This window comes from Nocardia sp. CA-135398 (assembly GCF_050955845.1).
In the GTDB taxonomy this organism is placed as follows: Bacteria; Actinomycetota; Actinomycetes; order Mycobacteriales; family Mycobacteriaceae; genus Nocardia.
This window is the reverse complement of sequence record NZ_CP192084.1, coordinates 3,030,741-3,054,524: the sequence shown is the minus strand read 5'-3', so window position 1 is coordinate 3,054,524 and position 23,784 is coordinate 3,030,741. Positions and strand designations below refer to the sequence as shown.

Below are 23,784 nucleotides of genomic sequence, written 5' to 3'. Positions count from 1 at the left end.
CCTATAGAGGCGCAGATTGCCGGCGCCCGCTTCCGGCTCTCCCACCATTGACAGCGAGCATAATAACGGCAACACTGTGACCACTATGATGGATGTGCTCTACTCCTCACCCCAGGTATCCGATGGGAGGCGTTCATGAACTCTGACGGTCGCTTGCTGCTACGCGGCGGAATCGTCCTCACGATGGACGAAACACTGGGTGATCATGAACGCGGCGATGTGCTCATCGAGGACGGCAAGATCGTCGAGGTGGGTCAGGATTTACAGGCCGATGCCCAGGTGCTCGATTGTGCGGGCAAAATCGTGCTTCCCGGCTTCGTGAACTCCCACCACCACATGTTCCAGACCGCCTTGCGCTCGTACTGGGCCGATGCGACAGATCTGGACTATTTCATGCAGTCCCGGACGGGAGCCGACGCACTGTTCCACCAGTACACGCCCGAGGACGTCTACTGGGGACAATTCGGCGGGGCACTGGAGAACCTGGCCGCGGGCACCACGACCGTCGTCGACACATCACAATGCTCGTACACTCCCGAACACACCGACGCCGCACTCGAAGGAATCCGCCGATCCGGCATTCGGTGCGTCTTCAGCTTCTCGCCTTCGCTCGGCGATCACGAGCCGGACCCGTCCTATGCCCATCCCGAGGACATCCATCGCCTCATCGATAAGGCCGGTGCGGTCGACGACGCAACACTCGTCCGCCTGGCACTGGGCTATCACATCGATGAGGATTTGTTCGCGCTGGCCCGCGACCTCGCTGTGCCCGTGTTCGCGCACGTCAACGAAGCGAGCTGGGGTTATGCGCTCGAGGAGTTCGAGAAGGAAGGACTGCTCGGTCCCTGGATCACCTACATCCACTGCCTCGGTCTCGAGGACGCCGCATGGCGAGCCATCGAACGGACCGGCGGCAAGGTATCGATCTCGACCAGTGCCGAGCAATCGCTCACCATGGGTGAACCGGCCTTGCAGACGGCCCTCGAACATGGCGTTCCGGCGAGTTTCGGCACCGACACCGTGGGCATCGCACCCGTGGACTTCTTCTCCCAGATGCGCGCGGCCTTCTACTGGCAGCGCAGTCGCATCCAAGCGGCGATGCAGAATGACTCCCCTGCGGTGCAGCCGATTTCGGTGCGCGACATCCTCCGTATGGCAACACTCGGCGGAGCCCAGGGGGCTCATCTCGACCATCTCGTCGGTTCTCTCACCCCAGGCAAACGGGCAGACGTCATCACGCTCAACGCCCGCACCCTCAACGCCGGTCCGGTGAATCACGCGGCCGGCGCCATTGTCCAGCACATGGACACCAGCAACGTCGACACCGTGATCGTGGACGGGCGCATCGTCAAGCGCGACGGGCACCTACTCGACGTCGACGTCGACGCAGTACTACAAGAACTCGAACGTTCGGCCTCCGGCCTCATCAGCCGTTCCCGAGCGACCGACATCCTTTTCACCGGTTGCCGCCACCTGACATGACGTTCGACGTAGCTGTGATCGGCCTGGGTCCGGTCGGAGAGTTGGCGGCGCTGCTGCTGGCCCGTGCGGGGCTGACGGTATTGGCGCTCGAACGCGAGGACGAAGTGTATCCCAATCCGCGCGTCGGCGTTCTCGACGGAGAAGCGCTGCGCACGCTTCAGAAAGCGGGAGTGTACGAGCGCACGGCTCCCGACATGCTCCTCGGGGCCGGCGCCCAGTGGGTGTCGGCTCGCGGCAAGGTTGTCGCGACGACGTTACCGACGGAGCAACTCCAGGGGCATCCGTGGATATCGGCGATCTATCAGCCGTTGCTGGATAAGCAACTTCGGGCGGCCCTTGCGGAGTATCCGGATGTCGATATCCGACTGGGTCACCGGCTCACCGGGTTGACCCAGGACGACGAAGGCGTCGAACTCACGTTTCGTGATATCAACGGCGGGACCGGTAACGCGCGTGCACGCTTCGTCGTCGGCTGCGATGGCGCCAACAGTGCCACCCGCGAAGCGATCGGCGTCAAGCTCGTCGGATCCGCATATACCGACACGTGGCTCATCATCGACGCGAAGCTGCCGGAGCCGGTCACCCATCTTCCGTATTTTCAGATGACGCTGGACCCGGCGGCGCCGCGCCTGACGGGCCGACTCGCCGCTGGTGGGCACCGCTGGGAACGCAAGGTAATGCCCTGGGAGGACCCCGACGAGATCCTTACACCACGGGCCGCGCGGCGAGTGATCGCTGAGGATGCGGATCCCGACACCGCGGAGATCTTGCGCCATCTCATCTACACCTTCCGAGCCAAGAGCGCCGATCACTGGCGGGTAGGGAGAGTGTTGCTGTGCGGGGATGCTGCCCATCTGATGCCGCCGATGATCGGCCAGGGTCTGAACTCGGGAATCCGCGATGTCACGAACCTGACCTGGAAAATCGCGGCAGTCGTAAACGCCGGTGCGCCACTACGAATCCTCGACACCTATGAGGCCGAGCGGCGTCCGCACGCCGACGCGATAACCAAGCTGTCGGTCCGGGCGGGTCATCTGGTCACCATGCAATCGCGCTGGGCGGCGGCGATTCGCGACGCGACCGCCGAGACGCTCCTGCGTGTCCCGCCATTACGGGAACACGTTCGCCAAGGCCGCTGGCGCCCGCCGGCACGGTACCGATGTGGTTTGCTGTTGGCACAACCATCGCCACGCTCGCCGGTTGGCCGGCTGTTTCCCCAACCGCTCGTGCGGACGTTCAGCGGAGCGGAGCATCGACTCGATGACGTCTCGGGCTCTGGCTGGCGCATCATCGGCTGGGACGCCGATCCACGCCAAGCGCTGAGCACACAAGGCCGCCACATCGCCGAGCACGTCTTGGGCGCGACCTGCGTAACGCTGACATCACCGGGGCAGCGCCCCGTCCATCCGGGCGCACCGACCCAGATCCTCGAAGACCTCTATGAGCTGACCCGCCCATACTTCAGGCGGCAACCATTCGTCGTACTCCGTCCCGACCACTATGTCTGCGCGAATCCCTCGTCGACTGCGCTCGATAGCACTGTGCGGAAGTTGGTGCAGCAGATATCGAATGAATCGGTTTCTTGTCCCCGTCAGGCACACACCGAGGCCGTCGAGCGGACCGGTGTCTGGAAACTCGATCCCGCAACCGCGGACATCAGGTTCGTCGCCCGCGGGCTCTGGGGGGTGCTCCCGGTACCCGGCCGTTTTAGTCGAGCATCCGGCTCGATGACCTGGGGCCAGGATGGAATGGCCACGGTGCTGCTGGAACTTCACGCCGCTAGCATCGCGACCGGTATCGGGCTGCGAGACCGGCATCTGTGCGCGCCCGACTTCCTGGGCGTTCGAAAGCACCCGGTGATTTCGTTCCATGGCGACGCCATCAGTCGCGGCCCCGCGCGACTCGAGGTAAGCGGCAAGCTGACAATTCGCGACACCACGACCGAAATGCGACTCCATGTCGAACTCACACCGGACGGTCCCGAACTCGTCGCCACGACGACCGGGCGGATCGACCTGTCCGCTTATGGCATCGCGCCGCCATTCGGCATCGTCCGCCCCGAGGTCGACCTCGAGATCCGGGGCCGTCTCATCCTCGTCCACCCGGGAACCGAAAGCATCGACCTGCTTACCTTCTCCTGACCTCGCGGGCATGAACCGTGGCCGCTAACAGCGCAGCGCATCCGCTGGAAGATCCCCTGCGGCGGTGAGCGGAAGCTCGAGGGTGACGAGTAAGTCTCGATACCGTTGCGCCAGTTGTGTCGGCACGCTGCGGCTGTAGGCGACGATCTCGCGGTAGACCCCGGGACCGATCCGTCTGGTGTGCTGTACCCAGCCGCCGGGCACGACATTGTTGGGCACAAGTGCTACGCCGAGGCCTTCCATCGCGAACAGCAGGGCGGCGGTCACCTGCCCGGTGCGAGCCACAGCACGAGGGGTGAATCCGAGGCTGGTGGCTATCCGGTCGGCGATTTCACTCATGCCCTGCTCGGGCTCGTAAAGGATCCAATCGGCCGCGGCGAGTTCCTCCGGTCCCACCGAGGAACCCGTGTCTCGTCCCGTCGGGCCGACCAGCACCATCTCCTCGTAACCGAGTGATTCGACCGGTCCGTCCCACGGTTCGGGCCGTGGGCCGACCGCGATATCACCCTGTCCGCTGCGCACGGCGTCCTCGAGGGCACGGCGATGCGAGAAGTCGTGCACCCGAAGGACAGCGGTCGGAAACAGCGCGTGCCACCGCACCGCGCTCGGGGGCAGTATCCCGGAGGCGACCGACCGCACGGTGAGCACGTGCACGTCGCCGCTTCGCCCCTCGACAACCTGCTGGACCGCTTCCGCTGCTTCCTCGGTAGCCCGCAACACACGCTGGGCCCGGGGCAGGAATACGCGACCCGCAGGAGTGAGGGCTAGACCGTGCCGCCCGCGTTCGAGCAATACCGCGCCTAGTTCCTTTTCCAGCAAACGTATCTGCTGGGACAGTGACGGCTGCGAGACATACAGCAGTGCCGCGGCGGCGCTGAAAGACCCGCTTTCCCAGACGGCGAGAAAATACTCGAGTTGGCGCAGTCGCATCAGTCGAAATTACCGCCGTCTACGGCCATTGCAAACGTACTCGAAAATCATTCAACCAGTTTCACTCGGCCGTCCCGGCGACCGAGGCGGGCGAGCAGATAGTCTATTTCGGACCGCGCTCGGCTCGACAGCATGCCGCGTGGCGCGCGCTGTGCATCGGAGGCGAGCAGTCCGCGGCGCTTCATGACGTACTTGCGTACGGCCAGTCCGATACCCGGTTGTTGTTCGTACCGCAACAGCGGCAGGTGTGCGTCGAAGATGTCATGACCTTCATCGAGGCGGCCCGCAGCGGCATGACCGATCACATCGACCAACATTTCCGGAAAACAATATCCGGTCATGGCGCCGTCGGCCCCGCGCTCGACCTCGAAATCGAGGAAGAGACCACCGTTACCGCACAGAATCGAAAGACGGGGCATTTCGCCGGCGGCTTCGAAGTCGCGCAATGCGCTGATCTTCTCCAGCCCGGGCCAGTCCTCGTGCTTCAGCATTACACAGCTGGGGACTGCACGGGCGATGCGTGCGACGACCTTGGGGCTCATGACAACCGAGAACGATAACGGGTAATCCTGCAAGACAAGGGGGACCGAGTCGCCGAGCGCGGCCGCGACGCCCTCGTAATAACCGACGATCTGGTCGTCGGTGCGCAATGTGTTGGGCGGAGCGACCATGACACCCGCCGCCCCTGCCGCCATGACATCGGAGGTGAGTTCGCGCATCGCCGCGTAACCAGGGGCGGACACTCCGACGACCACCGGCAGCCGGGTCCACTGCAGCACTTGGCTCACGATTCGTGTTGCTTCGTCGTGGGACAGTTTCGGTGCCTCGCCCATCTGGCCGAGCAGGGTAATCCCGGTGACACCGACTGATTCGTAGAAATCGACGAGTCGGCGCAGTGAGTCGAAGTCCACCGCACCTTCCTCGTCGAAGGGTGTGGGCGAAATGGCGAATACGCCCTTCGCCTCGCGGGTGAGCAGGGCCATGGTTGGAATCCTTGTGGCTGTGGTGTTTTCGGGATCAGAGGCTGGGAATGAGTCCGCCGTCGACGCGCACCACCGAGCCGGTGATGTAGGACGCTGTGTCGCTCGCCAGGAACGCAACGGTCGACGCATACTCGTGCGGGTCGCCGTAGCGGCCGATCGGGATGGTGGCCACGCTGTCGGCCGCGATCTGTTCGACTGTTCTGCCTTGCGCCTCGGCTTTGATCTGGTCGAGCCGCTCTACGCGCTGGGTGCCGATTCGTCCCGGAACGACGACATTGCAGGTGACGCCGTCCGCTGCGACCTCACGGGCCAGCGTCTTGGACCAGCCGAGCAATGCCGCACGAAGGCTGTTCGACATGCCGAGGTTGGGAATGGGGGCAACGACCCCCGAGCTGGTGCTGGTGATGACGCGCCCCCACCCCCGCGTCTGCATCCCCGGGACGAGTCTGTCGCTGATCGCGATCACAGACAGCACCATGGAACGGAAATTGTCGAGCCACAACGCAGCGGGCTGGCCGAGGACCGGCGCGGGCGCGGGCCCACCGGTGTTGTTCACCAAGATGTCGACCGGACCGAAGGTCTGCTCGATCGCGGCGGCGTTGCCTTCGATGACATCGAGGTCGGCGATATCCCAACGCACTGCCATGGCCCGGCCACCCGCGGCAACGATCGCGTCACGGCGTGATTCGGCGGCTTCGAGATGGATATCCGCGACGACCACATTGGCGCCCTCGGCCGCGAGTCTTTCCGCAATCGCACCTCCGAGTCCGCCGCCTCCGCCCAGCACCAATGCCGTTCTGCTGTCTATTCCAAGATCCAACGTTGACTCCTCGACCGCAGGCCCGATGAAATTCCGGTGTTTTCCATGAATCCGGCATTCACATACGCTCCGAACCGTACATGATGGAGGAGAGCGCACCCAATAGGAATAATCCACGGTGCCTATAGGACAAGCTTATACGCCCAGTTCAGCACGTCGTCGACGAAGAGCGCTATGTGATCGGCGCAAAATGACACTTGGACAAAGGCGATTTCTTTCACGTAGCCTCCTGATAATTCATCGATAGCCAAACGAAAGGCGGTGCTGTGTCTATTCCGGATACTATGCTCGCGGCCGTAATCGGCGAGCCGGGAATTATCGGGACCACAATTTTGCCGGTGCCCCGCCCGGGGCCGGACGACGTTCTCGTGCGGGTACACCGGGCGTCGTTGTGCGGCACCGACCTCAAGGTCCGTAGCCGACGCTTCTTCGGTGGCGCAGGCCCGGCGCCGGGCACATTCGTTCCCGGCCACGAATACGCCGGCGTCGTGGCAGCCGTCGGCAGTGCCGTCGACGAATTCGCGGTCGGCGATCGTGTTGTCACAGAGGCACATCGGGGTTGCATGCGCTGCGCCAACTGCCTGTCCGGTTGCTATACGGACTGCTTGAACTACGGCGACCAGACCAAGGGCCATCGCACACTGGGCATGACGGTCAACGGCGGCTTCGCCGAATATGTCGTCAACCACGTCTCGACGCTGTATCGGCTGCCCGATCACATCGACTTCGACTCGGCGGTAATGCTGACCACCGCCGGCACCGTCATGCATGTCTACGACGTGCTCGATTCGCTCCTGGTCGGCGCCACCGTCGCGGTGATCGGCCCCGGCCCCATCGGGCTGTTGGCAGTGCAGGTAGCCCGCCAGCTAGGGGCGGACCTCGTGACGCTTGCCGGCACCCGCACCGAGCGGCTGGAAATCGGAAAGCAGTTCGGGGCCGATCACCTGTTCAACGTGCGCACGGAGGATGCCGTCGCCGCGGTCCGGGAGGTCACCGGCGGCCTCGGCGCCGACGTCGTCGTCGAGTGCTCCGGCGCGGCGAGTGCGGTCGACGACGCGATCCACATGGCCAAGCGCTCCGGCAAGATCGTTTTGGCCGGATTCTTCGAACAGCCGGTATCTGCCGACCTCAACCACGCCGTCATGAACGGGATTTCGATCCAGACCGTCCGCGGCGAAGGCGCCGGCTCGGTGGCCAGGGCCCTGTCGCTGGCATCCCGCGGCCGACTACACACCGCCGACCTGGTGACACATCATTTCCCGCTCGAGAACATCGCCGAGGCTTTCGACACCTACGCCGAACGACGGGACAACGCCATCAAGGTGATGCTCGATGTCGCCGAATGACGTCACCGACCTTTCCGTCCGCGAGCTGATCGCCGGCGATATGGCCGAGCGTGCGACAGCGTGGCTGGCGACCCTGTCCCGCGAGCAACGAGTTCGGGCGCAGTTCGCCTCCCCACTGGCTCCGGACGCGGAGGCCGAACGGCTCCGATGGTTCTACACCCCGACCGACCACGGAGGACTTGCCCTGCGCGACCAGACCGCACGCCAGCAGGGCTTGGCAATGCAACTGGTCGCTTCGGGTCTGTCGGAGGCCGGATATGCCACGGTCGCAACGGTGATGGGCCTGGAGAATGTCCTCGATCAGGTCGAAGGATGGCATGTTCATTGGGGGCGCGAACGGGGCCGGGATCCGGGCCTGTACTGGCTCAGGTTGTTCGGCCGGCCCGGCGATCCGGTCTGGGCATGGCGCTTCGGCGGTCACCACATCTCGCTGAACAATCTGATCGTCGGCGGCCGCGTCGTCTCGACGACCCCATGCTTCATCGGAGCCGATCCGGCCAGTACCGCACTGCTCGGTTCGGCGCTACGGCCACTGGGCGGACCGGAGGAGGCGGCGCGGCAACTGGCACGGTCGCTGGACTCCGACCGCTACCACGTGGCGCTATTGCACAAGAGCGCGATCTCCGACATCGTCTCCGGAAACCGGCCGACCATCGCAGACGGCGACATGATGATGCACATGCAGGATTTGTGGCGCGGCCGGTTCTCCGACCCGGGGCTGCGGGATCTGGTCGACGATGTCGACCGGCGCGCCGAAGAAGGCAGCGGATACACCGAATCCGACCACGCGGCCATGGCCATCTCCGTTCCACCTTCGGGCCTGTCCGCGCGCGACCTCGATCCCGAGCAGCGCCACACTCTGCGAAACCTGATCGCCCTGTACAGCGGTCGTGCACCGAGCGTGCTCGCCGATGCCCACGCCGCACACTATGCAATCGACGACGTACTCGACGAGATCCATTTCGGATGGGCAGGCAGCCTGCGGGTGGGAGAACCGCATTACTACCGGATCCAGGGCCCGGATCTGCTCATCGAATACGACAACACCCAGCGCAACGCCAACCACGCACATTCGGTCTGGCGCAACCCGCGTTCGGATTTCGGGCTGGACAGTCTGGCCGAGCACCGCCGACGCTCACATTGACAACACAGCCGAAATGCTGCCCCGGTGCGGCAATTCGCCGGGGCAGCATTCTCTAGAACATTCCCGCCGTATTCACGGTCGGCAGAGAAAACAGGCATTGGCACGGCATCGCCGGATAGCTTTGGTCCACCCGATCATCGACCGCGACGGCCCGGGCCCAACCCCCTTGGATCGCCTCCCGCGCGAAGGTAACGGCCGCCTCGCGGGAGGCAACGAAATGCAATGGTGAACCGATACCGAAATCGACCATCAGATGCCACATCATCGCATTTCCACACTGATAAACGCCTTCAGCAGCGCTGACGGCGGTCCGATCTTCTTCGAGCACTAGGTGTCCGAAGCTCGTCAGGTCGCGACGTAGCCGTTGCACGCAGAGGATTCACGCTTTCCTCCCGGCGTTGGGTACGGCAGGGGCGACGACGGCTGGAGTCATCCCAGCGGCATATGCCAGCGTCACCCGAGTCATATCGGTAGTCGCGATGGAGCCGATATAGCCGTCGGGGCGGATCAACAGGAGTGCGGAGTCGGTCAGACCGTAGATCCGGGCAAAAGAACCGGTGATGTCGGCGAGCGCCACGTCGGTGTCGACATGATCTCCGCCGTTCACAGCGACCTTTCTCAGTTCCGCGCCCGCTGTCGGCCACCGCAAGGCGGCCAGTTCTTCGGCCGCCGCCGCGCCGTAGGCGATTGCGGTGAAATGCGGTCCGCAAAACAGATCGAACAGGCGCTGCCCTCCCCTGGCCGCGTTCAGTAGTTTCGCATCCGGTGCGCGGTCGCCGACTCGCAGCGTCGCGGTTCGTTCGGCATCGGCCATCACCAGTGGGCCGCCGCGGTAATGGAGGCCGAGCTGGCGTTCGTCATCGCCGCGCTTGATCGACGACGGGTCGAGTTTGGCCAGGCCCTCGTACTTCTTGGTCGCCAGCCCCAACACCCCGGCCGCGATCGGCTGCCGCTCGGCCTCATAGGTATCGAGCAAGCTGTCCGGCGCACCAGCGAGCACCTGGCCCAGTTTCCAGCCCAGGTTGTAGGCATCCTGCAGACCGGTGTTGAGCCCTTGCGCACCCGCAGGGGGATGTACATGAGCGGCATCACCGGCGATGAATACCCGGTCCAACCGGTACCGTTCCGCCAGCCGAATGTTGGGGCGAAACACCGACTTCCAGCCGATTCGCGTCAAGCGCAGGTCCTTCTCGCCGGTCTGAGCGCGGAAGCGCGCATCGAGGTCGGCCTCGTCGAGAGCGGGCTCCTCACCAGGCTGCAGACGGATCATCACCTGAAACCGATCGGAATGCGGTAGCGGGCACGCACCGACGAACCGACCACCCGGACGCGGCCACACATGCCAGCGGTCCCGGGAAAGACCGTCCACCACGGCATCGACGATGATCATTCGATCGGCTTCGTCGGTCTTGCCTTCGAACCCGATGCCCGCTGTTTTGCGGACCGTGCTCGCGCCGCCGTCGGCGCCGACGAGGTAGCGAGCGCCGATCTCGTCGACCCCGTTGCGACCCGAGACCGTAGCCACGACCGCATCCGGGTATTGCTCGAATCCGACCAGTTCACAGTTCTTTTCGACGGCCACGCCCATCCGCAGGAGCCCGTCGCGCAGCGCGGCGTCGGTGCGGAACTGGGGAATCAACCACGTATTCGGGTGCGGCACATCGGATGTCACCTTGTTGCGGGAAACCATATGCCACGGAACAGTCAGCGGACCGGCGTGGATGCCCAACGGCGGGTAGCCGGCTCCAGCGGCGAGGATGTCGTCGAGGACGCCCAAGTCCTCGAGTACCTCCAGGCTGCGTGGCTGGACTCCCTTGGCCCGCGAACCGTCGAAGGACTTCGCGGTTTTGTCGATGATCCGCACCGCTAACCCGCGGCGGGCCAGATCGATCGCCAAGGCGGTGCCGGTCGGACCGGCACCCACGACGAGTACGTCGATCAGTTCGGGCTTCGGCTCTGTCTTCATCGTGACGACTCTTTCTTGGCAGCTTCGACAAACGCGGTGAACAGCAGACTCATCTGGGCTGGCTCCTCGTAGGGCACCATGTGTCCGCATGGCGAGACAATGTGCGACTGGGTCGGCATGAACAACGCGGATACCTCGTCGAAGCTCGTGATCGGGGTCACGGCGTCTTCGTCGCCCCACAGCAGCATCTTCGGAAACGGCAGAAGCCCGGTCTGTCGATAGAGGTCCTGACGGCCGGCCAGCGGGAAGTCGGCGATCGTGGAACTCAAGGCGTAGATCGAGCCTTCGAACTGGTAACACTCGCGCACCATCGCCGTGAGCGCCGCTGACTGCTGCGGATCCCGGACATTGTGTGACAGGTGCCGGTCGAGCATTTTGCTACCCAGCTTCTTTGCCAGAAAGGTGCCTAACATCTCGTGGCGCAGCAAGGGGGCGAAGGCGGGCGCGGGCTGCAGTCCAGCGGGGCCGGCCAACGTAAAGGTGGCGATGCGGTCGGTGTGCTGTTGAGCGAAAGCCATAGCCACCAATGCACCCATCGAAGCTCCGATGAGGTGGAAAGGTTCGGCCAGATCCAGGCGCTGAGCCAAGTCGGCGATTTGCCGCACGAACAGGGCCTCATCGTAGGTGGCCTGCACGCGATCGGAATAGCCGCGTCCGTAGGCACTGAAGGTAACGGTACGAAACCCCCGCGAATGCAGCTCACCGACGAGTTGATCCCAGTAGAACAGCGGGGTGGTCAGACTGCCTGTGAACACGACGATCTCGCCGCCCTCGGGCCCGGCCATCTCGTAATGGGTTATCCCGTCACTGCATTCGATGAAGTCACCGCGCAGCTCGGCACGTGTGGCCTGGTCCAAGTGGCGGGTCTCGCCGGGCACCGCGAAGTACTTCATCACTGTCCCTTCTTCGACGAGTTCGCCTCGGCGGTCAAAAAGTTCAGTAACGCGCTGGCCACCCATTCCGGATCTTCGTCGGGGAGCAGGTGGCCACCGCTGGGGTGAATCCGTTCGAGGCTGCCGGGGATATCGCGAGTGAAATACTGCCCGTCGATGGACGCGCTGCGCAGCACCAGTGTGGATGCTGCGATGGCCGGAATCTCGGCGGTGCGATCGATCTGTTCGGTGTTGGAGAAATCGATGAACGCCTCTTGGTTGCCGGGCCGGGTCAGCATCGCGTACACCCGGTCGACCATCGCGTCGTCCACCACCGACTTGCGCGACCCGACCGCCGAGCGCAGATTGCTTGCGGTAGCCGACCTGGACGACAATTTGCGCATCAGCACGCGACCGGCCGGATTACGTGCCAGGCGCATCGCCAAGGGCAGCGACTTGCCTGGATAGCCGGTGGCATTGATCAACACCAGCCGGTCCACCCGCCGCGGGTAATCCAGCGCGAAGTTCCACGCGATATTGCCGCCGAGTGAATTGCCGACCACCGACGCCTTGGAGACCGCGATGGCGTCCAGGAAGGCGGCGACTGTCTTGGCGTATGTCTGAATCCGGTAGTCCCGGTCGGCGCGCGGACCCGTGAGGCCGAAGCCGGGCAGGTCCGGGCGAATCACATCGAACGACGACGATAACGCCGCGGCCACCGGGTCGAAGCAGTGCAGCGAGGAGCCGCTGCCGTGCAGAAGCAACACCGAGGGCCCCGTCCCGGCCCGCTTGTAGTGGATGTTGTGGCCCTCGACGATCGCGAAGCGCGAATCAGGGTCGATGTAATCATCGGCGGCTGCTCGTCTACTCATAATGGTTACAGTGTTGCCGGTACATGACCCCAGGTCAAGTGATAATGGCAACATTGTGACCATTATATAGTGATCAAGTGTCCAACCCGTCGATGCGCAACAATGCGAGTGTGACCACTGCCGATTCAGACGCCGCCGAGACCCCGGCTCGCCGCTCCCCTGGCCGTCCGCGGGTCCCCTTCGACCGGATCGTGACGACCGCATTGCGCATCATCGACGAGGAAGGTGCCGACGCGCTGTCGATGCGCGCGCTCGCCCAACGCCTCGAAACGGGCACCGCCGTGCTCTACCGAGCAGTCGCCAATCGAGCCGAACTCATCGCCCACGTGGTCGACTGGGTGCTCGGCGAGATCGAAATCGACGACGACGCGCCCGACGGCGACTGGCAGCGCGCGTGCGTCACTGCCGCGGAGGCCATTTTCTCGGTGCTACACCGTCACCGCGGGATCGCGCCCCTGCTCATCGAGCAGGTGCCGGTCGGGCCCAATTCGCTCGCCTTGCGCGAGCGAGTCTTGGCCATGCTGCTCGCCAACGGTTTTCCCCCGAAGTCCGCGGCGCTCGTGTACGCCACCATTGCCCGCTACGCCATAGGCTTCGCGGCACAGCTACAGGGCCACGACACCGAAGCCAACGTCAACCCCGCCCCGCTCACCGCGCTCTATCGCCAGCTCGATCCGGCGCGATTCCCCGCCACAATCGCCGTCGCCGATTGTCTGCCGACGCAAACTCTGGAAAGTGAATTCCGGTTCGGTCTGCAGCTGCTCGTCGCGGGCCTCGTGCCGCTGCACGACGCGGCGGGCTCCGCCTGATTCGTTCGGGTGCCGCTGCTTTCGATGCATCTTGGCGCTGGATATTAATTCGGCTACGCTGTATCCGAATTAGTCACCCGAACTCCGCGCGGCGACAGCCGCCGTTGCGCGAGTCGCGAGTGTTCCGAGAACAGGAGAATCGCATGCGTACCGTGCAAACCAGCGCCAGCTACAAGGCCAGTCCCGACGAGGTCTGGAAGGTTATCGGCGATCCGTCGCGCTGGGGCGAGTGGCTTGTGATTCACAAATCGTGGAAGAGCGCCGTCCCAGCCCAGCTCACCAGTGGCGATACCGCTACTGCCAGTGCGAACGTGATGAATATGCCGGTCACCATCGACTGGACTTTCGAGAATGTCGACGCGCCACGCTCGATCGCCATGGGCGGAACCACAAGGGCCGGAGTCAAATTGGCGCTCGCCATCAGCCTTCGAGACGAGGCCGCGACCACCACGGTCGACGTGACAGCCAGTATCGAAGGCGGGATGATCGACGGCCCCATGGGCGGGGTCTTCAAGAACTCCGTCGTCGGCGCGCTGGATAAATCGCTGAAGAAGGTTCAGGGGCTCGTCGCCTGATCATTCAGTGGCCCTGATCATTTCAGTGGAAGAGCACCGTCCATACCGCCGACGTCGGTAATCTTCCATCCCGCACCCGAATCGACGGTGACGTTATACGTCACCGTCGTTTGGCCTCCGTCGGGAGTCTGGGCGTTAGTCGAGTGGACATTCAGGAAGACGTTTACCTTGTATACGCCGCCGGTTTCCGAGATGACCACCGCACTGACCGGCGTTGCGGTCGAAGACCATTTCAACGGCACCAGAATTTCCTGCAGTTTCGGTGCGGTGGCATCGAATTTGTTCGCCAACTGAGGGCTGGTGTTCGCCTTCAGTTTGGCAACCCACGCGTTGTAGTCCTGAAAGTTGATGGTGGAAGCGCCGACCGCGTATTCGGTGGCGACCTGCTCGGCACGGTGGTCGGCGGCGACCGCGGCGTCGCGGTCGCTGAGCTGACCGCGAGCCGAAAGCCACAGCGCGGCGAATACGCCCGTTGCCGCCACCAGAGCGATGATCGCGGCTCCGAGTGCGATTGCGGATAGCCGTATCGACACCGTCCCCGATGCCTGCCCGGCCACTACGGATCGCTCCTCTGCCCGCACCGGTCGGTCAGTTGTCTTTCCGTCGTCGATTCGGTCGTTGGTATCGATTGTCATGTGTACTCCTGGGGTGTTGTTTTCGATCTGTGCGGCGGCTATTTGACGTTGATCTGCAAACGCACGGCGCCGTCCCCGGTTTCGGCGAGTGCTTGCGAAATCAGCGCACTGAGGTCAACGCGACTCAGCTGCCCGGCGGCGTGCGTGGCCAATGGAGTGAGCACCGGCACCAGCTTCGCCATGTCGGGACCCATCTGCTCGAGGTAGTCGGTGAATTCGGCGGTGAACGGAATGAGGCCGGTGCCTTCGACATACATGTCCGGCATCCGTCCGATTCGGACGAGTCGCTCGATGGATTGCGCGAGGTTGTCCGCCGATGTTCCGATTTGGTTCCAGCCCGGGGCGGCGGCGCTCATCGCCGGACCGGTCCAATCCATATCCGCGCCCAATGCCTGCAGGTTGGTGAGCATGCTGTGGATGGCATCGGTGCGGGCCAGCAGGGTGGCCGCGAGCAGGCTGGTGGATCGAGCCAGCTGCGGCACTATCACCTCGGTGCCGGCCAGCCCTCGGGTGAACGTGTCGACGATGTCACCGATCGCCTGTGGGTCCAACTGTTCCATCAGATGGGTTACCTGCCGGGCCACCTCGGGTATCGAGGTAGGCGTCCGAATGGCCCGGGTATCGATATGCTGTCCGTCGCGCAGATACGGGGCGGTGCCGCCTTTGGCGGGAGTGAATTGGACCTGTGGTTCGCCGAGCGCGGAAAGGTTTTCGATGGTGACCGTGCTTGCCACCGGGATGTGGTAGTCGTCGCGTACTTGCATGGCGACCTGAACGCCGTCGTCGCCGTTGTGCACGGAGACGACCTTCCCCACCCGAACGCCGGACAGCAATACCGGTGATTCCGGACCGAGGCTGCCCGAATTGGTCAGTGTCATCGTCAGTTTGGTATAGCTGGTGAACCAGTCGACGCCGACTACCTCGAACGTAAGGTAGGCAAGAGCGACCAGTGCTACCAAGGCGATACTGCTCAATGACACCGCAGGACCGAGGATTCGTGATTTCAACGCACTGCTCCGATCATGCGCAAGGTGCCGATGATCCGACCGGTTTGTTCCTGTGCGGGGACCCCGTTTCCGGCGTCGACGCCGGTGATATCCACTTTGGGCCCATGTTCGACGAACGGGATGATCTGGTCTCGAAGCAGTGACACGAGCCGGTTGAGGTTCGATGGCGCGTTCAGGTCCAGTGGCCGATCGGTGAACAACAACGGCACGAATGCTTTTGCGGCGGCATCGCCCGCCGTCACCAGGGGCGTCATCCAGGTCAGGGCGTGGGCGATGTCGCCCATCGAACCAGCCAGCCCGAGCACGAGGATCAGGGATTTCAGCGCCGAGGTGACGTGTGTGGCGCCTTGCTCGTTCAGCAGTCCGTTCATTGCTCGATCGCGGTCGAGCACCATGGCCACATTGGCTTCCATACCGTCGAGGAAGTTGTCGACCTCGCCGAGATGCTGTGCGACGTCGGTGAAATCGGCACCGATGACCTGCGCGATATGAGCGCTGTCGGAGGGCTGTTCGGGCAATACCGCATTCATGCGATTGACCAGGTCCTGGAACTGCTGCACCGCGCCGCCCTGAACGAATGTTGCCAGGCCGGCCATGACGTCTTCCACCTGTACGGCTGGTTTCGTCTGTGCGATCGGGATGGTGCCGCCGTCGGCGATGGTTTTGTCGAATCCGTTCGCCGGTGTGGTCAGCTCGATGAAAACATCACCCAGCAGGGTGTTCTGCCGCAGTTGTGCGGTGGTGGCGGTGGGCAGTTTCACCGCGCGATCGATGTCGAGGTCCGCGATCACGTGGCCTGGGCCGGTGGCCGCGGGATCCACCACTCTCACTTTCGCGAGGTCACCGACCTCTACACCGTTGGCCATCACCTTCGCCCGCCCCGGCAGATTGAGCGCATTGGCGAACTCGACACGCACCCGGTAACCATCGCCACGGCCCGTGCCCGGGACCGTAATGGCCGACGGATCGAGTGCGCAGCCGCCCAGCGTGCATCCCGTCACTGCGACCGCGAGCAGCTTTGTCGCGAGTTTCATTGCACCCCAGCGCCTTCCGCGGCTGCCGAGCGAAGTTTTCGACCGCAGTAGCACCGCGTACCCGTTCTTCATTTCGTTCCCGCTATGGCAAGTACCAGCGGAACCAGATCGATATCGGCCAAACCGTTTTCGCCGGACCGACACCGGCCGGGGAGAGCGGCGTTGATCGCCGCACACATTTGATCGGCATCCGGTTGGGCGAGAGCCACTTTGGGCGCGGCGTAGGCGAGTGCGACCTGTCCGGTGCCGGGATCGACCGACCTTCGGAAGGCGTCGGTCAGTGTCGGAATCATGTCGACCAACTGCTCGAGTGTGCCGACATTGGCGCCGACCCAGCGGACCAACGGCACGCTCGCTCGCACGACGTTCAGCAGCGACCGCCCGAATTTCGTGGTGATGTCGTTGAACCAGGGCAGTAGTACTCGCAGCGCGTCGATGATTCCGACGAACGGCGCGATTATCTCGTTGTTGGCTTGGTCTACCATGGCGCTGAGTCGCGTGAGCATATGTTCGACGTCGCCCCAGTTATTCCTCATCGCCGCGCTGAGTGTATTGATCGCATCGATCAGTTCGCCGATGCGCCCGATGGCCGCGTCCGGTGATTTCAGCGCATCGCCGAGCTCGAAAAGCAGCTTGTTGAGCGCATCGCCGGTACCCGACACTGCGGTATCCAGGGCCGAAACGCCGCCGCTGACGGTGCTCTGTCGGGCTGGGTCGTCTGGCGTGCTCATCTCGGTCGCGAGCTTCGACAGGGCATCCAGTGTCTGGGTCATGCTCTTCGGGGTGAGTGCGCGGGTGATGCATCGACCGGAGTCCCACATGGCTGCGGGTTTCGGCGCCGACAGCATCGCGAGGTTGCGGTCGGCGACCAGGGTGTCCGACAGTGTCACCGCCGAAACGTCGCCGCGCAGCGGGTGATCGGACTCGACTCGAAAATCGACCCGCACCCCGTCACCGGACGGTTCGATCCGGGTCACCGAGCCGACCGGGATGCCGAGCATGGTGACGTGGCTGCCCAGATAGAGTCCGGCCGCGTCCGGCATCATCGCGCAGTACGAGCGCATCGGCTTGTCGGCGCCGGTCAGCACGACGTACCCGGCGGCCGCGATCACGACGATGACCAGGACGGCTGAGACCGACATGAATCCGCGGGAAGCAAGAAATCGGCGCATCAGCAAGACCTCCCCGGCAACGGAATGCACAGTGCGGGCGCGGGCACAGTTGTCGCGGATCGGTCTACGGCGGGACCACTCGGTCCACCGGCGATCTGCTGCAACTGCTGCCCCAGGTGCTCGACGGTGGACACGACCTGGTCGAGTCGGCCGGCGAGCCGATTCAGCTCGGGGACCAGCTCGGCGAGTTTGTCGAGCATCGGTTTCAGCGAGCTGTCGTAAGCAGGCTCGGCCGCCGCGAGGCGCGACAGCATCCGTTCGGTCAGTTCCAACGACGCGCGTAGCTCGGCCCGCTTGCCGACGAGGATGTCGGTGGTGAGGTTGAGTTCGCGATCGAGTCGACCGTACAGCGCGGTATTGCTGCTCATCGCACTCAGGTACTCCTGCGAAACCGCCAGTGCCCGTGAGACATCCGCGTTCTGTCTGTCGAGGATATCGACGATGGAATCCACCGCACGTCCCAGTTGTCGCAGGCCGTCCGGGCTCCGGACGAGTGCCGTCTGCAGCTCGCCGAGATTCTGCCGCAGAGTTTCCCCATCGACCTCGCGGATCGGGGTCACCGCGTCCTGGAATGCCTGACCGAGCGTGTATGGCAGCCGCACCCGATCTTTCGCAATCACTTTCTGGCGCAACGGTTTCGAGCCAGCCGATGTCAGTGCTACATAGTGGCCGCCCGCGATGGTGAGCATCCGGATGTCGAGAGTGGACTGATCGCCGACGAAGACATCGGAATCCACCGTGAAGGTCATGTGCACCCGGTCGTCGTGCAGTTCGAGCGATTTGACCGCTCCAACGGTGATGCCCGCCATACGTATGTCCTCACCGGCGCGGATGGCTCCGGCCTCGGTCATATCGGCGCCGTATTCCGCCTGGCCCGGTGGCATTGCGTACAGGACGCCACAGGCAGCCAGTACCAGCACCACCGTGGCCGCACCGATCAGGCCCAGACGCAGCTCACGGCGGCGCATCGACCGGTCGTCTGCGACGGGTCGATCGCTGGCGAGGTGAATCCGTTTGCGTAGTCCTGAAATCAACGGTTGCATAGCTCGATCCTCTGACCGCCGATGAATACCCGCAGCTGCGCTGGCACCGACGCATTTCCTTTAGAACAAGTCCCGTTCATGCCCGGTCCGGCCGTAGGCAACATCGCATCGAGCGCCTGCAGGAGTCCGGGGAGTTTGCCCAATACTTCGGTCGCCGCCTGCGGATCGGGAAACGCGGCGTGCAGGGCATTTTCGAGGTCGGGATTGGTATCGGGGGTGAATCCGAGGGTCGCGAACATGTCGTCGATGGGACCGAGCACCGGCGGCGCGGTAAGGGCATAGTCGACGAGGCCTTTCAGTTTGTCCTCCAGCACGGTGAACAGATCGGTCAGGCCCTGGATCAGAGTTTCCAGATACTGCGACTTGCCCCCGATACGGTCGTCGATGTCGTGCAAGTTGCGGACCAGCGTGGAGATCACGGCCTGCCGATCGACGGCATAGCGGCTCAGTTGTTCCACGGCATCCAGCGCGGGTCCCAGGCCGGTGCCGTTGCCCTGGATCACCGCGAGGACGCTTTCGGCGAGCTGGTTGAGGGCACTGGGCGAAAATTCCCGAAGTACCGGTTGCAGCCCGTTGAACAGTGTGGTGATGTCGAAGGACGGGATCGTGTGCTCGGGCGCGACGGTCGCCCCTGCCACCAGCCTCGGGCCGGGCGCAGCGGGTTGACGTAGGTCGATATACCGCTGGCCGGTCAGCGTCTGGTAGCGGATCGCGAAGGTGCTCGTCTCGAACACCGGGTGGTCGCGTTGCACGCTGATATCGACCGAGGCTCGTCCCTGATCCAACGCGATAGTCAGTACCTTGCCGACTTGCACGCCGTACATCCGCACATCGTCGCCGGCCTTCAAACCATTGGCGTCGGTGAAAATTACGCGGAACGAGTCGGTGTTCCCGGAGACGGGCCGCTCGATCGCCGCCACCACCGTGGCCAACAGCACCCCCATCCCGGCCGCGAATGCCATGAGCCGCAAAACCACACCGACCGTCGATTTCATCGTGTACCTCCCGCAATCGCGGCCGGATCGCCCGGCGATCCGGTGCCTAACAGTGGGGCGGCCAGCACCGGAAATCCGCGCAAGGTGAGCTCGAGTAGCAAAACTGGTCCCTCGGGGGTGTCGACGAACGAATGGTCGATGCGTTCCAGAAGGGTTCGCAGTTCCGCACTCGACCGCTGCGGGGTGGGCACCATCTGCGCCATGACGTTCAGCAACGGTGACAGCACGTCGCTGTAGCCAGCGTAATGCCGCTGCCCGGTGTTACCCAGGTTTGTGATCGCGGGGAACAACTGGTTGGCGATCATGTCGACTCCAGAGTCGAACAGCGGCTGGTCGGTGCGCAGGACTTCGATGTTGTTGATGTGGTCGAGCAGATCGACAGTGGCACCGGCGAATTCGGCCGTTCCATGCAGTGTGGAGGCGTACTGCCCGATCAGAAAGGACGGATCGTAGCGCTGGGTTTCGGCGACCGCACGGCCCAGCATCACGACGGCTTCCAGGATCGGAGTGAAGGCCTTGGCATCGGTGGCCAGAGCGGTCAGCACGTCGGCCAGTTGTGGTGTCAGTACCCGGTCGGTGGTTTGCCCCAGCGACCGAATCAGTGTGCCCAGCGTGGCATTCGAGACTCGAGACGCCGACGCGCCGGTGAGATCGACATTCCCGCCGTCGTGTAACGGGCTACCGCCCTGACCGCGGCGCAACTCGAGCTCGCTGATGCCGAACAGATTCGACGGCGCGTAGTCGAGGACGAGTGCGTCGGTGAGTCCGGTGAGCTGGGACTCGTCCAATCGCAGCGTGATCTGCTGCTGCCCGTCACCGGCACTTTCGATACTGGTGACTTCGCCGACGTTCACCCCGTCCAGCCGCACTCGCGCTCCGGTGACAACGCCGTCGCCGATCTGCTCGGTGCGCAGCGTTACCCGCATTCGCTCATCCGCGCGCACCGCCTGAGACCCGGCCCAGACCGCGGCCACGACCGCGACAACGGCGAGGGCGATCACGCCCGTCCGCCGTGCGGACTTCCCGGTGGTGGCCGCCCCTGGCAACCCATACGTTGGCATTTTCGCTACCCCGTGAACGTGATCGTCGCGCTGAAACCCCAGATGACCAGGCTCAACAGCATGTCCAAAGTGATGATCGCGACAAAACTGGCTCGCACCGCACGTCCGGAGGCGATACCGACGCCCTCCGGACCGCCGGTCGCGAAAAACCCCTGATAGCAATGGATCAGGATCACCGCGATGCCGAAAACCATCACCTTCAGCACGGCAGCGGCAATGTCGGGACCACTGACGAACTGGCTGAAATAGTGCTGGTAGACCCCCGATGCCTGGCCGTGGACGCCGACGACGACCAACGTGCAGGACAGATAGCTGAGGATCAGTGTGATCAGAAAGGTCGGCACGATCGCGACCACGCCCGCAATCACCCGAGTGGTCACCACGAACGGAATCGACCGCAGACCGAGACATTCGATCGCGTCGATCTCCTCGGATATCCGCATCGACCCGATCTCCGCGGTCATCCTGCATCCGGCCTGCGCCGCGAATCCGATACCCGCGATGATCGGCGCCAGCTCCCGAGTGCTCGCGAACGAGGAGACGATCCCGGTCAGCGGGCCGAGCCCGATCATGTTCAACGTGCCGTACGACTGGATACCCACAGCCGCGCCGAGCACCATACCCAGCAAGATCAGCATCGGCACCGTGCCGCCGCCGACGATCAGCGAGCCTCTCCCCCAGGTCGTTTCGCTGATGGCGCGAATAGTTTGGGTCCGATAATGCTTGAGCGTCAACGGGATCGCCGACAGCACCTGCCAGCAGAACGACAGCATGAACCCGATCGAGTCGATCGGCAGCAGCAGCCGTTGCCGTCGGCGGACCACCCGATACGCCCAGCGCAGTCCCCTCGGCGCGTACGGCGTCGCGGTCATCAGGCCATCCTCGTCGGTACGAACATCTGAACCAATTGGCTGACAACGAGATTGACGACAAGCACGGACACCACCGACAGGACCACCGAGGCATTCACGCCATCGGCCACGCCGCGGGGACCGCCCCTGGCCTCCAGCCCCCGCTGGCAGCCGATGACCGCCACGATGAACCCGAACAGGATCGCCTCGAGCAGCGAGATCCCCACATCGGTGACCGTGGTGAAGGAACCGAAAGTGGCCCAATAGCTTCCCGACGTCACGCCCTGCGCGCTGATCGCGACGATGTAACCCGCGGCCACACCGGTGAAGATGATCAGCACGTTCAACAGCGGTGCGACCAGCACCATCGCGACAATGCGCGGAACCACCAGCCTGCGGACCGGACTCACGCCCATTACCCGCAGCGCATCCACTTCCTCGCGGATGGTGCGTGCGCCCAGGTCTGCGGCGATCGCCGCGGCGCCGGCCCCGCCGAGTAGCAGTCCCGTCGCGATCGGGGCGCCCTGCTTGATGACCCCGAGCCCGCTCGCCGCCCCCAGCAGCGAGTCACCGCCCAATTCTCGGATCATGTTGCCGATCTGTACCGAGACGATCACACCGAACGGAACCGCCATGAGGATCGCGGGTAACGCCGTGACCGTGACCATGTACCACGCCTGATGCAGCATCTCGCGCCACTGGAAACGGCCACGCACCAGATCCAGCAGCCCCTCCCGAACGGACTCGATCGCGAGATCGACCGTCCGTCCCCAGGTACGTAGGCCCGATACGACGGTATCGGAGAAGTTTGTTCGCACGATCCGCAGCGCTGACGAATCTTTGCGCTGTGCGGTCGACACGTTGGGTGCCAGAGTCAAAACAATCTATCTTTCGCTCGGGATGCTCTCGCATACCGGATGTCCCAGGGTGAAGAGCACCTGCTGGGCGAGGGTCTCGATCCACTCGGCAGTCACAGCGGCCGGATCACGCCGCGAAGTTCGCAGGATCGCCAGAACGACCCCGCCGGTCAGATCCAGAGCGGCTCCCACATCGTGGACGTGGAAGCACCCCGCCGATAGCCCGGCACGAATGCCGAACGATAGGCGTGAGCGGATGTCAGGGCTATCGAGAATCCGGTACCGCGCGGCAAGGACAATCGCGGCGGTGTCGGGATCGGTGACGCCGAGCGCACCCAGTGCCCGCAACTGCGCCCGGACGAACTCGACAGGCTCATCGATGCCCGTGACAGCGTTGTCCAGGATCCGGGCAAGCTCCTCGACCACCTCGGCGATAACAGCAGCGAACAGCTCGTCTTTGCCACGGAAGTGGTTGTAGAAAGATCCGGTCGCGACACCAGCGTGACGGGCCAGATCGGCGATCCCGAGACTCGCGGCGCTGCCGCTACCCAATGCCCGACGGCCTGATCGCATCAGCGCCGCGCGCGTGCGCAGTCCGCTCCGTGTTCGGGCGTTCACCGCCTCGGCATCCTGCGACTCCACCCTCTCGGGGCTGCCGTGGACACTCTGGTCACGAAGAGCGGATCTCGGGTGGATCTGGTCCTCGGCAGTAGCTCGTCCACTCATAGTGGATACAGTGTGACCGCTATCACGACAGACGTCAACAGGTTTCAGCAACATTGTTGCCGTTATTTTTCCGCTGCAATTCGGCTACGCTATAGCCGAATTAAATACCAGGTGGAACGATGTTTGTGCATGCATCCAGCTCGGTGCCGCACTGCTGGGTAGCACCGACGCAAGGCTGTCCCTGGGTGGCGCGCACAACCTCGCTGCGGTGGTTACAGAGCAGGTAGCCCACTGCGACAGCAACGGGCGCGGGCCGAGCTGGTTCACGGGATCTCCCGCAGCGCCGCGACCGGGCAGGAGCCCACGGCCGCGCGGGTGGCGGTCACGAGATCGCCGGGCACCTCGGCGCCGTCGAATTGGTAGATGAGTTCGGCGTTGTCATCGAGGCTGAATACCTCGGGGGCCTGTGCGGCGCACAGACCGTGTCCCTCGCAGCGGGGGTAGTCGACGGAGATCTTCACGA

Annotated in this window: 24 protein-coding genes; 6 read left to right on the top strand and 18 right to left on the bottom strand. The window is 63.9% G+C overall.

Annotation, left to right across the window (positions count from 1 at the left end; all coding sequences use genetic code 11):
- The first annotated feature begins 135 nt into the window (after positions 1–135).
- Together ACQP1T_RS13370 and ACQP1T_RS13365 are read left to right on the top strand one after the other, a co-directional pair.
- Positions 136–1,482, top strand: coding sequence for an amidohydrolase family protein (locus ACQP1T_RS13370; protein WP_433760360.1), 1,347 nt, complete (start codon positions 136–138; stop codon positions 1,480–1,482).
- The gene (locus ACQP1T_RS13365) at positions 1,479–3,623 is read left to right on the top strand and encodes a bifunctional 3-(3-hydroxy-phenyl)propionate/3-hydroxycinnamic acid hydroxylase (protein ID WP_433760359.1); all 2,145 of its coding nucleotides are present in this window, start codon (positions 1,479–1,481) and stop codon (positions 3,621–3,623) included. The genes ACQP1T_RS13370 and ACQP1T_RS13365 overlap by 4 nt, the downstream gene beginning before the upstream one ends.
- Positions 3,624–3,647: 24 nt before the next feature.
- Here ACQP1T_RS13365 and ACQP1T_RS13360 read toward each other — a convergent pair whose 3' ends face one another.
- The 3 genes from ACQP1T_RS13360 to ACQP1T_RS13350 are packed head-to-tail and all read right to left on the bottom strand — an operon-like array spanning position 3,648 to position 6,356.
- Entirely contained in the window at positions 3,648–4,553 is a 906-nt protein-coding gene (locus ACQP1T_RS13360) for a LysR family transcriptional regulator (RefSeq protein WP_433760358.1), read from the bottom strand.
- 47 nt (positions 4,554–4,600) lie between these two features.
- Positions 4,601–5,536, bottom strand: coding sequence for a dihydrodipicolinate synthase family protein (locus tag ACQP1T_RS13355; protein ID WP_433760356.1), 936 nt, complete (start codon positions 5,534–5,536; stop codon positions 4,601–4,603).
- A gap of 34 nt (positions 5,537–5,570) precedes the next feature.
- On the bottom strand, positions 5,571–6,356 hold the full coding sequence (locus ACQP1T_RS13350) for an SDR family oxidoreductase (protein ID WP_433760355.1): 786 nt from the start codon (positions 6,354–6,356) through the stop codon (positions 5,571–5,573).
- A gap of 338 nt (positions 6,357–6,694) precedes the next feature.
- Here ACQP1T_RS13350 and ACQP1T_RS13345 point away from each other — a divergent pair, with 338 nt between their 5' ends.
- A complete protein-coding gene (locus ACQP1T_RS13345) occupies positions 6,695–7,702 on the top strand; it encodes a zinc-dependent alcohol dehydrogenase (protein WP_433760353.1) in 1,008 nt (335 codons plus the stop codon).
- On the top strand, positions 7,689–8,846 hold the full coding sequence (locus tag ACQP1T_RS13340) for a DUF3500 domain-containing protein (RefSeq protein ID WP_433760351.1): 1,158 nt from the start codon (positions 7,689–7,691) through the stop codon (positions 8,844–8,846). The genes ACQP1T_RS13345 and ACQP1T_RS13340 overlap by 14 nt, the downstream gene beginning before the upstream one ends.
- Before the next feature lie 52 nt (positions 8,847–8,898).
- Here the strand turns inward: ACQP1T_RS13340 and ACQP1T_RS13335 are convergent, their stop codons facing one another.
- The 4 genes from ACQP1T_RS13335 to ACQP1T_RS13320 are packed head-to-tail and all read right to left on the bottom strand — an operon-like array spanning position 8,899 to position 12,556.
- Positions 8,899–9,174, bottom strand: coding sequence for a hypothetical protein (locus tag ACQP1T_RS13335; RefSeq protein WP_433760350.1), 276 nt, complete (start codon positions 9,172–9,174; stop codon positions 8,899–8,901).
- 51 nt (positions 9,175–9,225) lie between these two features.
- Positions 9,226–10,812: an FAD-dependent oxidoreductase gene (locus tag ACQP1T_RS13330; RefSeq protein ID WP_433760349.1), complete on the bottom strand. Its 1,587-nt coding sequence runs from the start codon at positions 10,810–10,812 to the stop codon at positions 9,226–9,228.
- Entirely contained in the window at positions 10,809–11,705 is an 897-nt protein-coding gene (locus ACQP1T_RS13325; RefSeq protein WP_433760347.1) for an alpha/beta fold hydrolase, read from the bottom strand. Before ACQP1T_RS13325 ends, ACQP1T_RS13330 begins: the two co-directional genes overlap by 4 nt.
- Entirely contained in the window at positions 11,705–12,556 is an 852-nt protein-coding gene (locus ACQP1T_RS13320; protein ID WP_433760345.1) for an alpha/beta fold hydrolase, read from the bottom strand. The genes ACQP1T_RS13325 and ACQP1T_RS13320 overlap by 1 nt, the downstream gene beginning before the upstream one ends.
- 77 nt (positions 12,557–12,633) lie before the next feature.
- Here ACQP1T_RS13320 and ACQP1T_RS13315 point away from each other — a divergent pair, with 77 nt between their 5' ends.
- A complete protein-coding gene (locus tag ACQP1T_RS13315; RefSeq protein WP_433760344.1) occupies positions 12,634–13,365 on the top strand; it encodes a TetR/AcrR family transcriptional regulator in 732 nt (243 codons plus the stop codon).
- Positions 13,366–13,517: 152 nt separating this feature from the next.
- Entirely contained in the window at positions 13,518–13,940 is a 423-nt protein-coding gene (locus ACQP1T_RS13310) for a type II toxin-antitoxin system Rv0910 family toxin (protein ID WP_433760343.1), read from the top strand.
- Between the two features lie 17 nt (positions 13,941–13,957).
- Here ACQP1T_RS13310 and ACQP1T_RS13305 read toward each other — a convergent pair whose 3' ends face one another.
- The 11 genes from ACQP1T_RS13305 to ACQP1T_RS13255 form a co-directional block, all read right to left on the bottom strand.
- Complete coding sequence (locus ACQP1T_RS13305; protein WP_433760342.1) at positions 13,958–14,575, bottom strand: hypothetical protein; 618 nt, start codon at positions 14,573–14,575, stop codon at positions 13,958–13,960.
- Positions 14,576–14,613: 38 nt separating this feature from the next.
- Positions 14,614–15,582 (bottom strand): MlaD family protein, encoded by a 969-nt coding sequence (locus ACQP1T_RS13300; protein ID WP_433760339.1) that lies wholly within the window; start codon positions 15,580–15,582, stop codon positions 14,614–14,616.
- Entirely contained in the window at positions 15,579–16,616 is a 1,038-nt protein-coding gene (locus ACQP1T_RS13295; protein WP_433760337.1) for an MlaD family protein, read from the bottom strand. Before ACQP1T_RS13295 ends, ACQP1T_RS13300 begins: the two co-directional genes overlap by 4 nt.
- A 68-nt stretch (positions 16,617–16,684) precedes the next feature.
- The gene (locus ACQP1T_RS13290) at positions 16,685–17,758 is read right to left on the bottom strand and encodes an MlaD family protein (RefSeq protein WP_433760335.1); all 1,074 of its coding nucleotides are present in this window, start codon (positions 17,756–17,758) and stop codon (positions 16,685–16,687) included.
- A 29-nt stretch (positions 17,759–17,787) separates the two neighbouring features.
- A complete protein-coding gene (locus ACQP1T_RS13285; RefSeq protein WP_433760333.1) occupies positions 17,788–18,831 on the bottom strand; it encodes an MlaD family protein in 1,044 nt (347 codons plus the stop codon).
- Positions 18,819–19,826, bottom strand: coding sequence for an MlaD family protein (locus ACQP1T_RS13280; protein WP_433760332.1), 1,008 nt, complete (start codon positions 19,824–19,826; stop codon positions 18,819–18,821). The genes ACQP1T_RS13285 and ACQP1T_RS13280 overlap by 13 nt, the downstream gene beginning before the upstream one ends.
- A complete protein-coding gene (locus tag ACQP1T_RS13275) occupies positions 19,823–20,887 on the bottom strand; it encodes an MlaD family protein (RefSeq protein WP_433760331.1) in 1,065 nt (354 codons plus the stop codon). The genes ACQP1T_RS13280 and ACQP1T_RS13275 overlap by 4 nt, the downstream gene beginning before the upstream one ends.
- Before the next feature lie 5 nt (positions 20,888–20,892).
- Positions 20,893–21,759 carry an ABC transporter permease gene (locus ACQP1T_RS13270; RefSeq protein ID WP_433760330.1) on the bottom strand — a complete coding sequence of 289 codons (867 nt, stop codon included), beginning with the start codon at positions 21,757–21,759 and terminating at the stop codon, positions 20,893–20,895.
- Positions 21,759–22,610 (bottom strand): MlaE family ABC transporter permease, encoded by an 852-nt coding sequence (locus ACQP1T_RS13265; RefSeq protein ID WP_433762186.1) that lies wholly within the window; start codon positions 22,608–22,610, stop codon positions 21,759–21,761. The genes ACQP1T_RS13270 and ACQP1T_RS13265 overlap by 1 nt, the downstream gene beginning before the upstream one ends.
- Positions 22,611–22,622: 12 nt before the next feature.
- Positions 22,623–23,321 carry a TetR/AcrR family transcriptional regulator gene (locus ACQP1T_RS13260; protein ID WP_433760329.1) on the bottom strand — a complete coding sequence of 233 codons (699 nt, stop codon included), beginning with the start codon at positions 23,319–23,321 and terminating at the stop codon, positions 22,623–22,625.
- Positions 23,322–23,584: 263 nt separating this feature from the next.
- On the bottom strand, positions 23,585–23,782 hold the full coding sequence (locus ACQP1T_RS13255; RefSeq protein ID WP_433754399.1) for a ferredoxin: 198 nt from the start codon (positions 23,780–23,782) through the stop codon (positions 23,585–23,587).
- Positions 23,783–23,784: the final 2 nt, after the last annotated feature.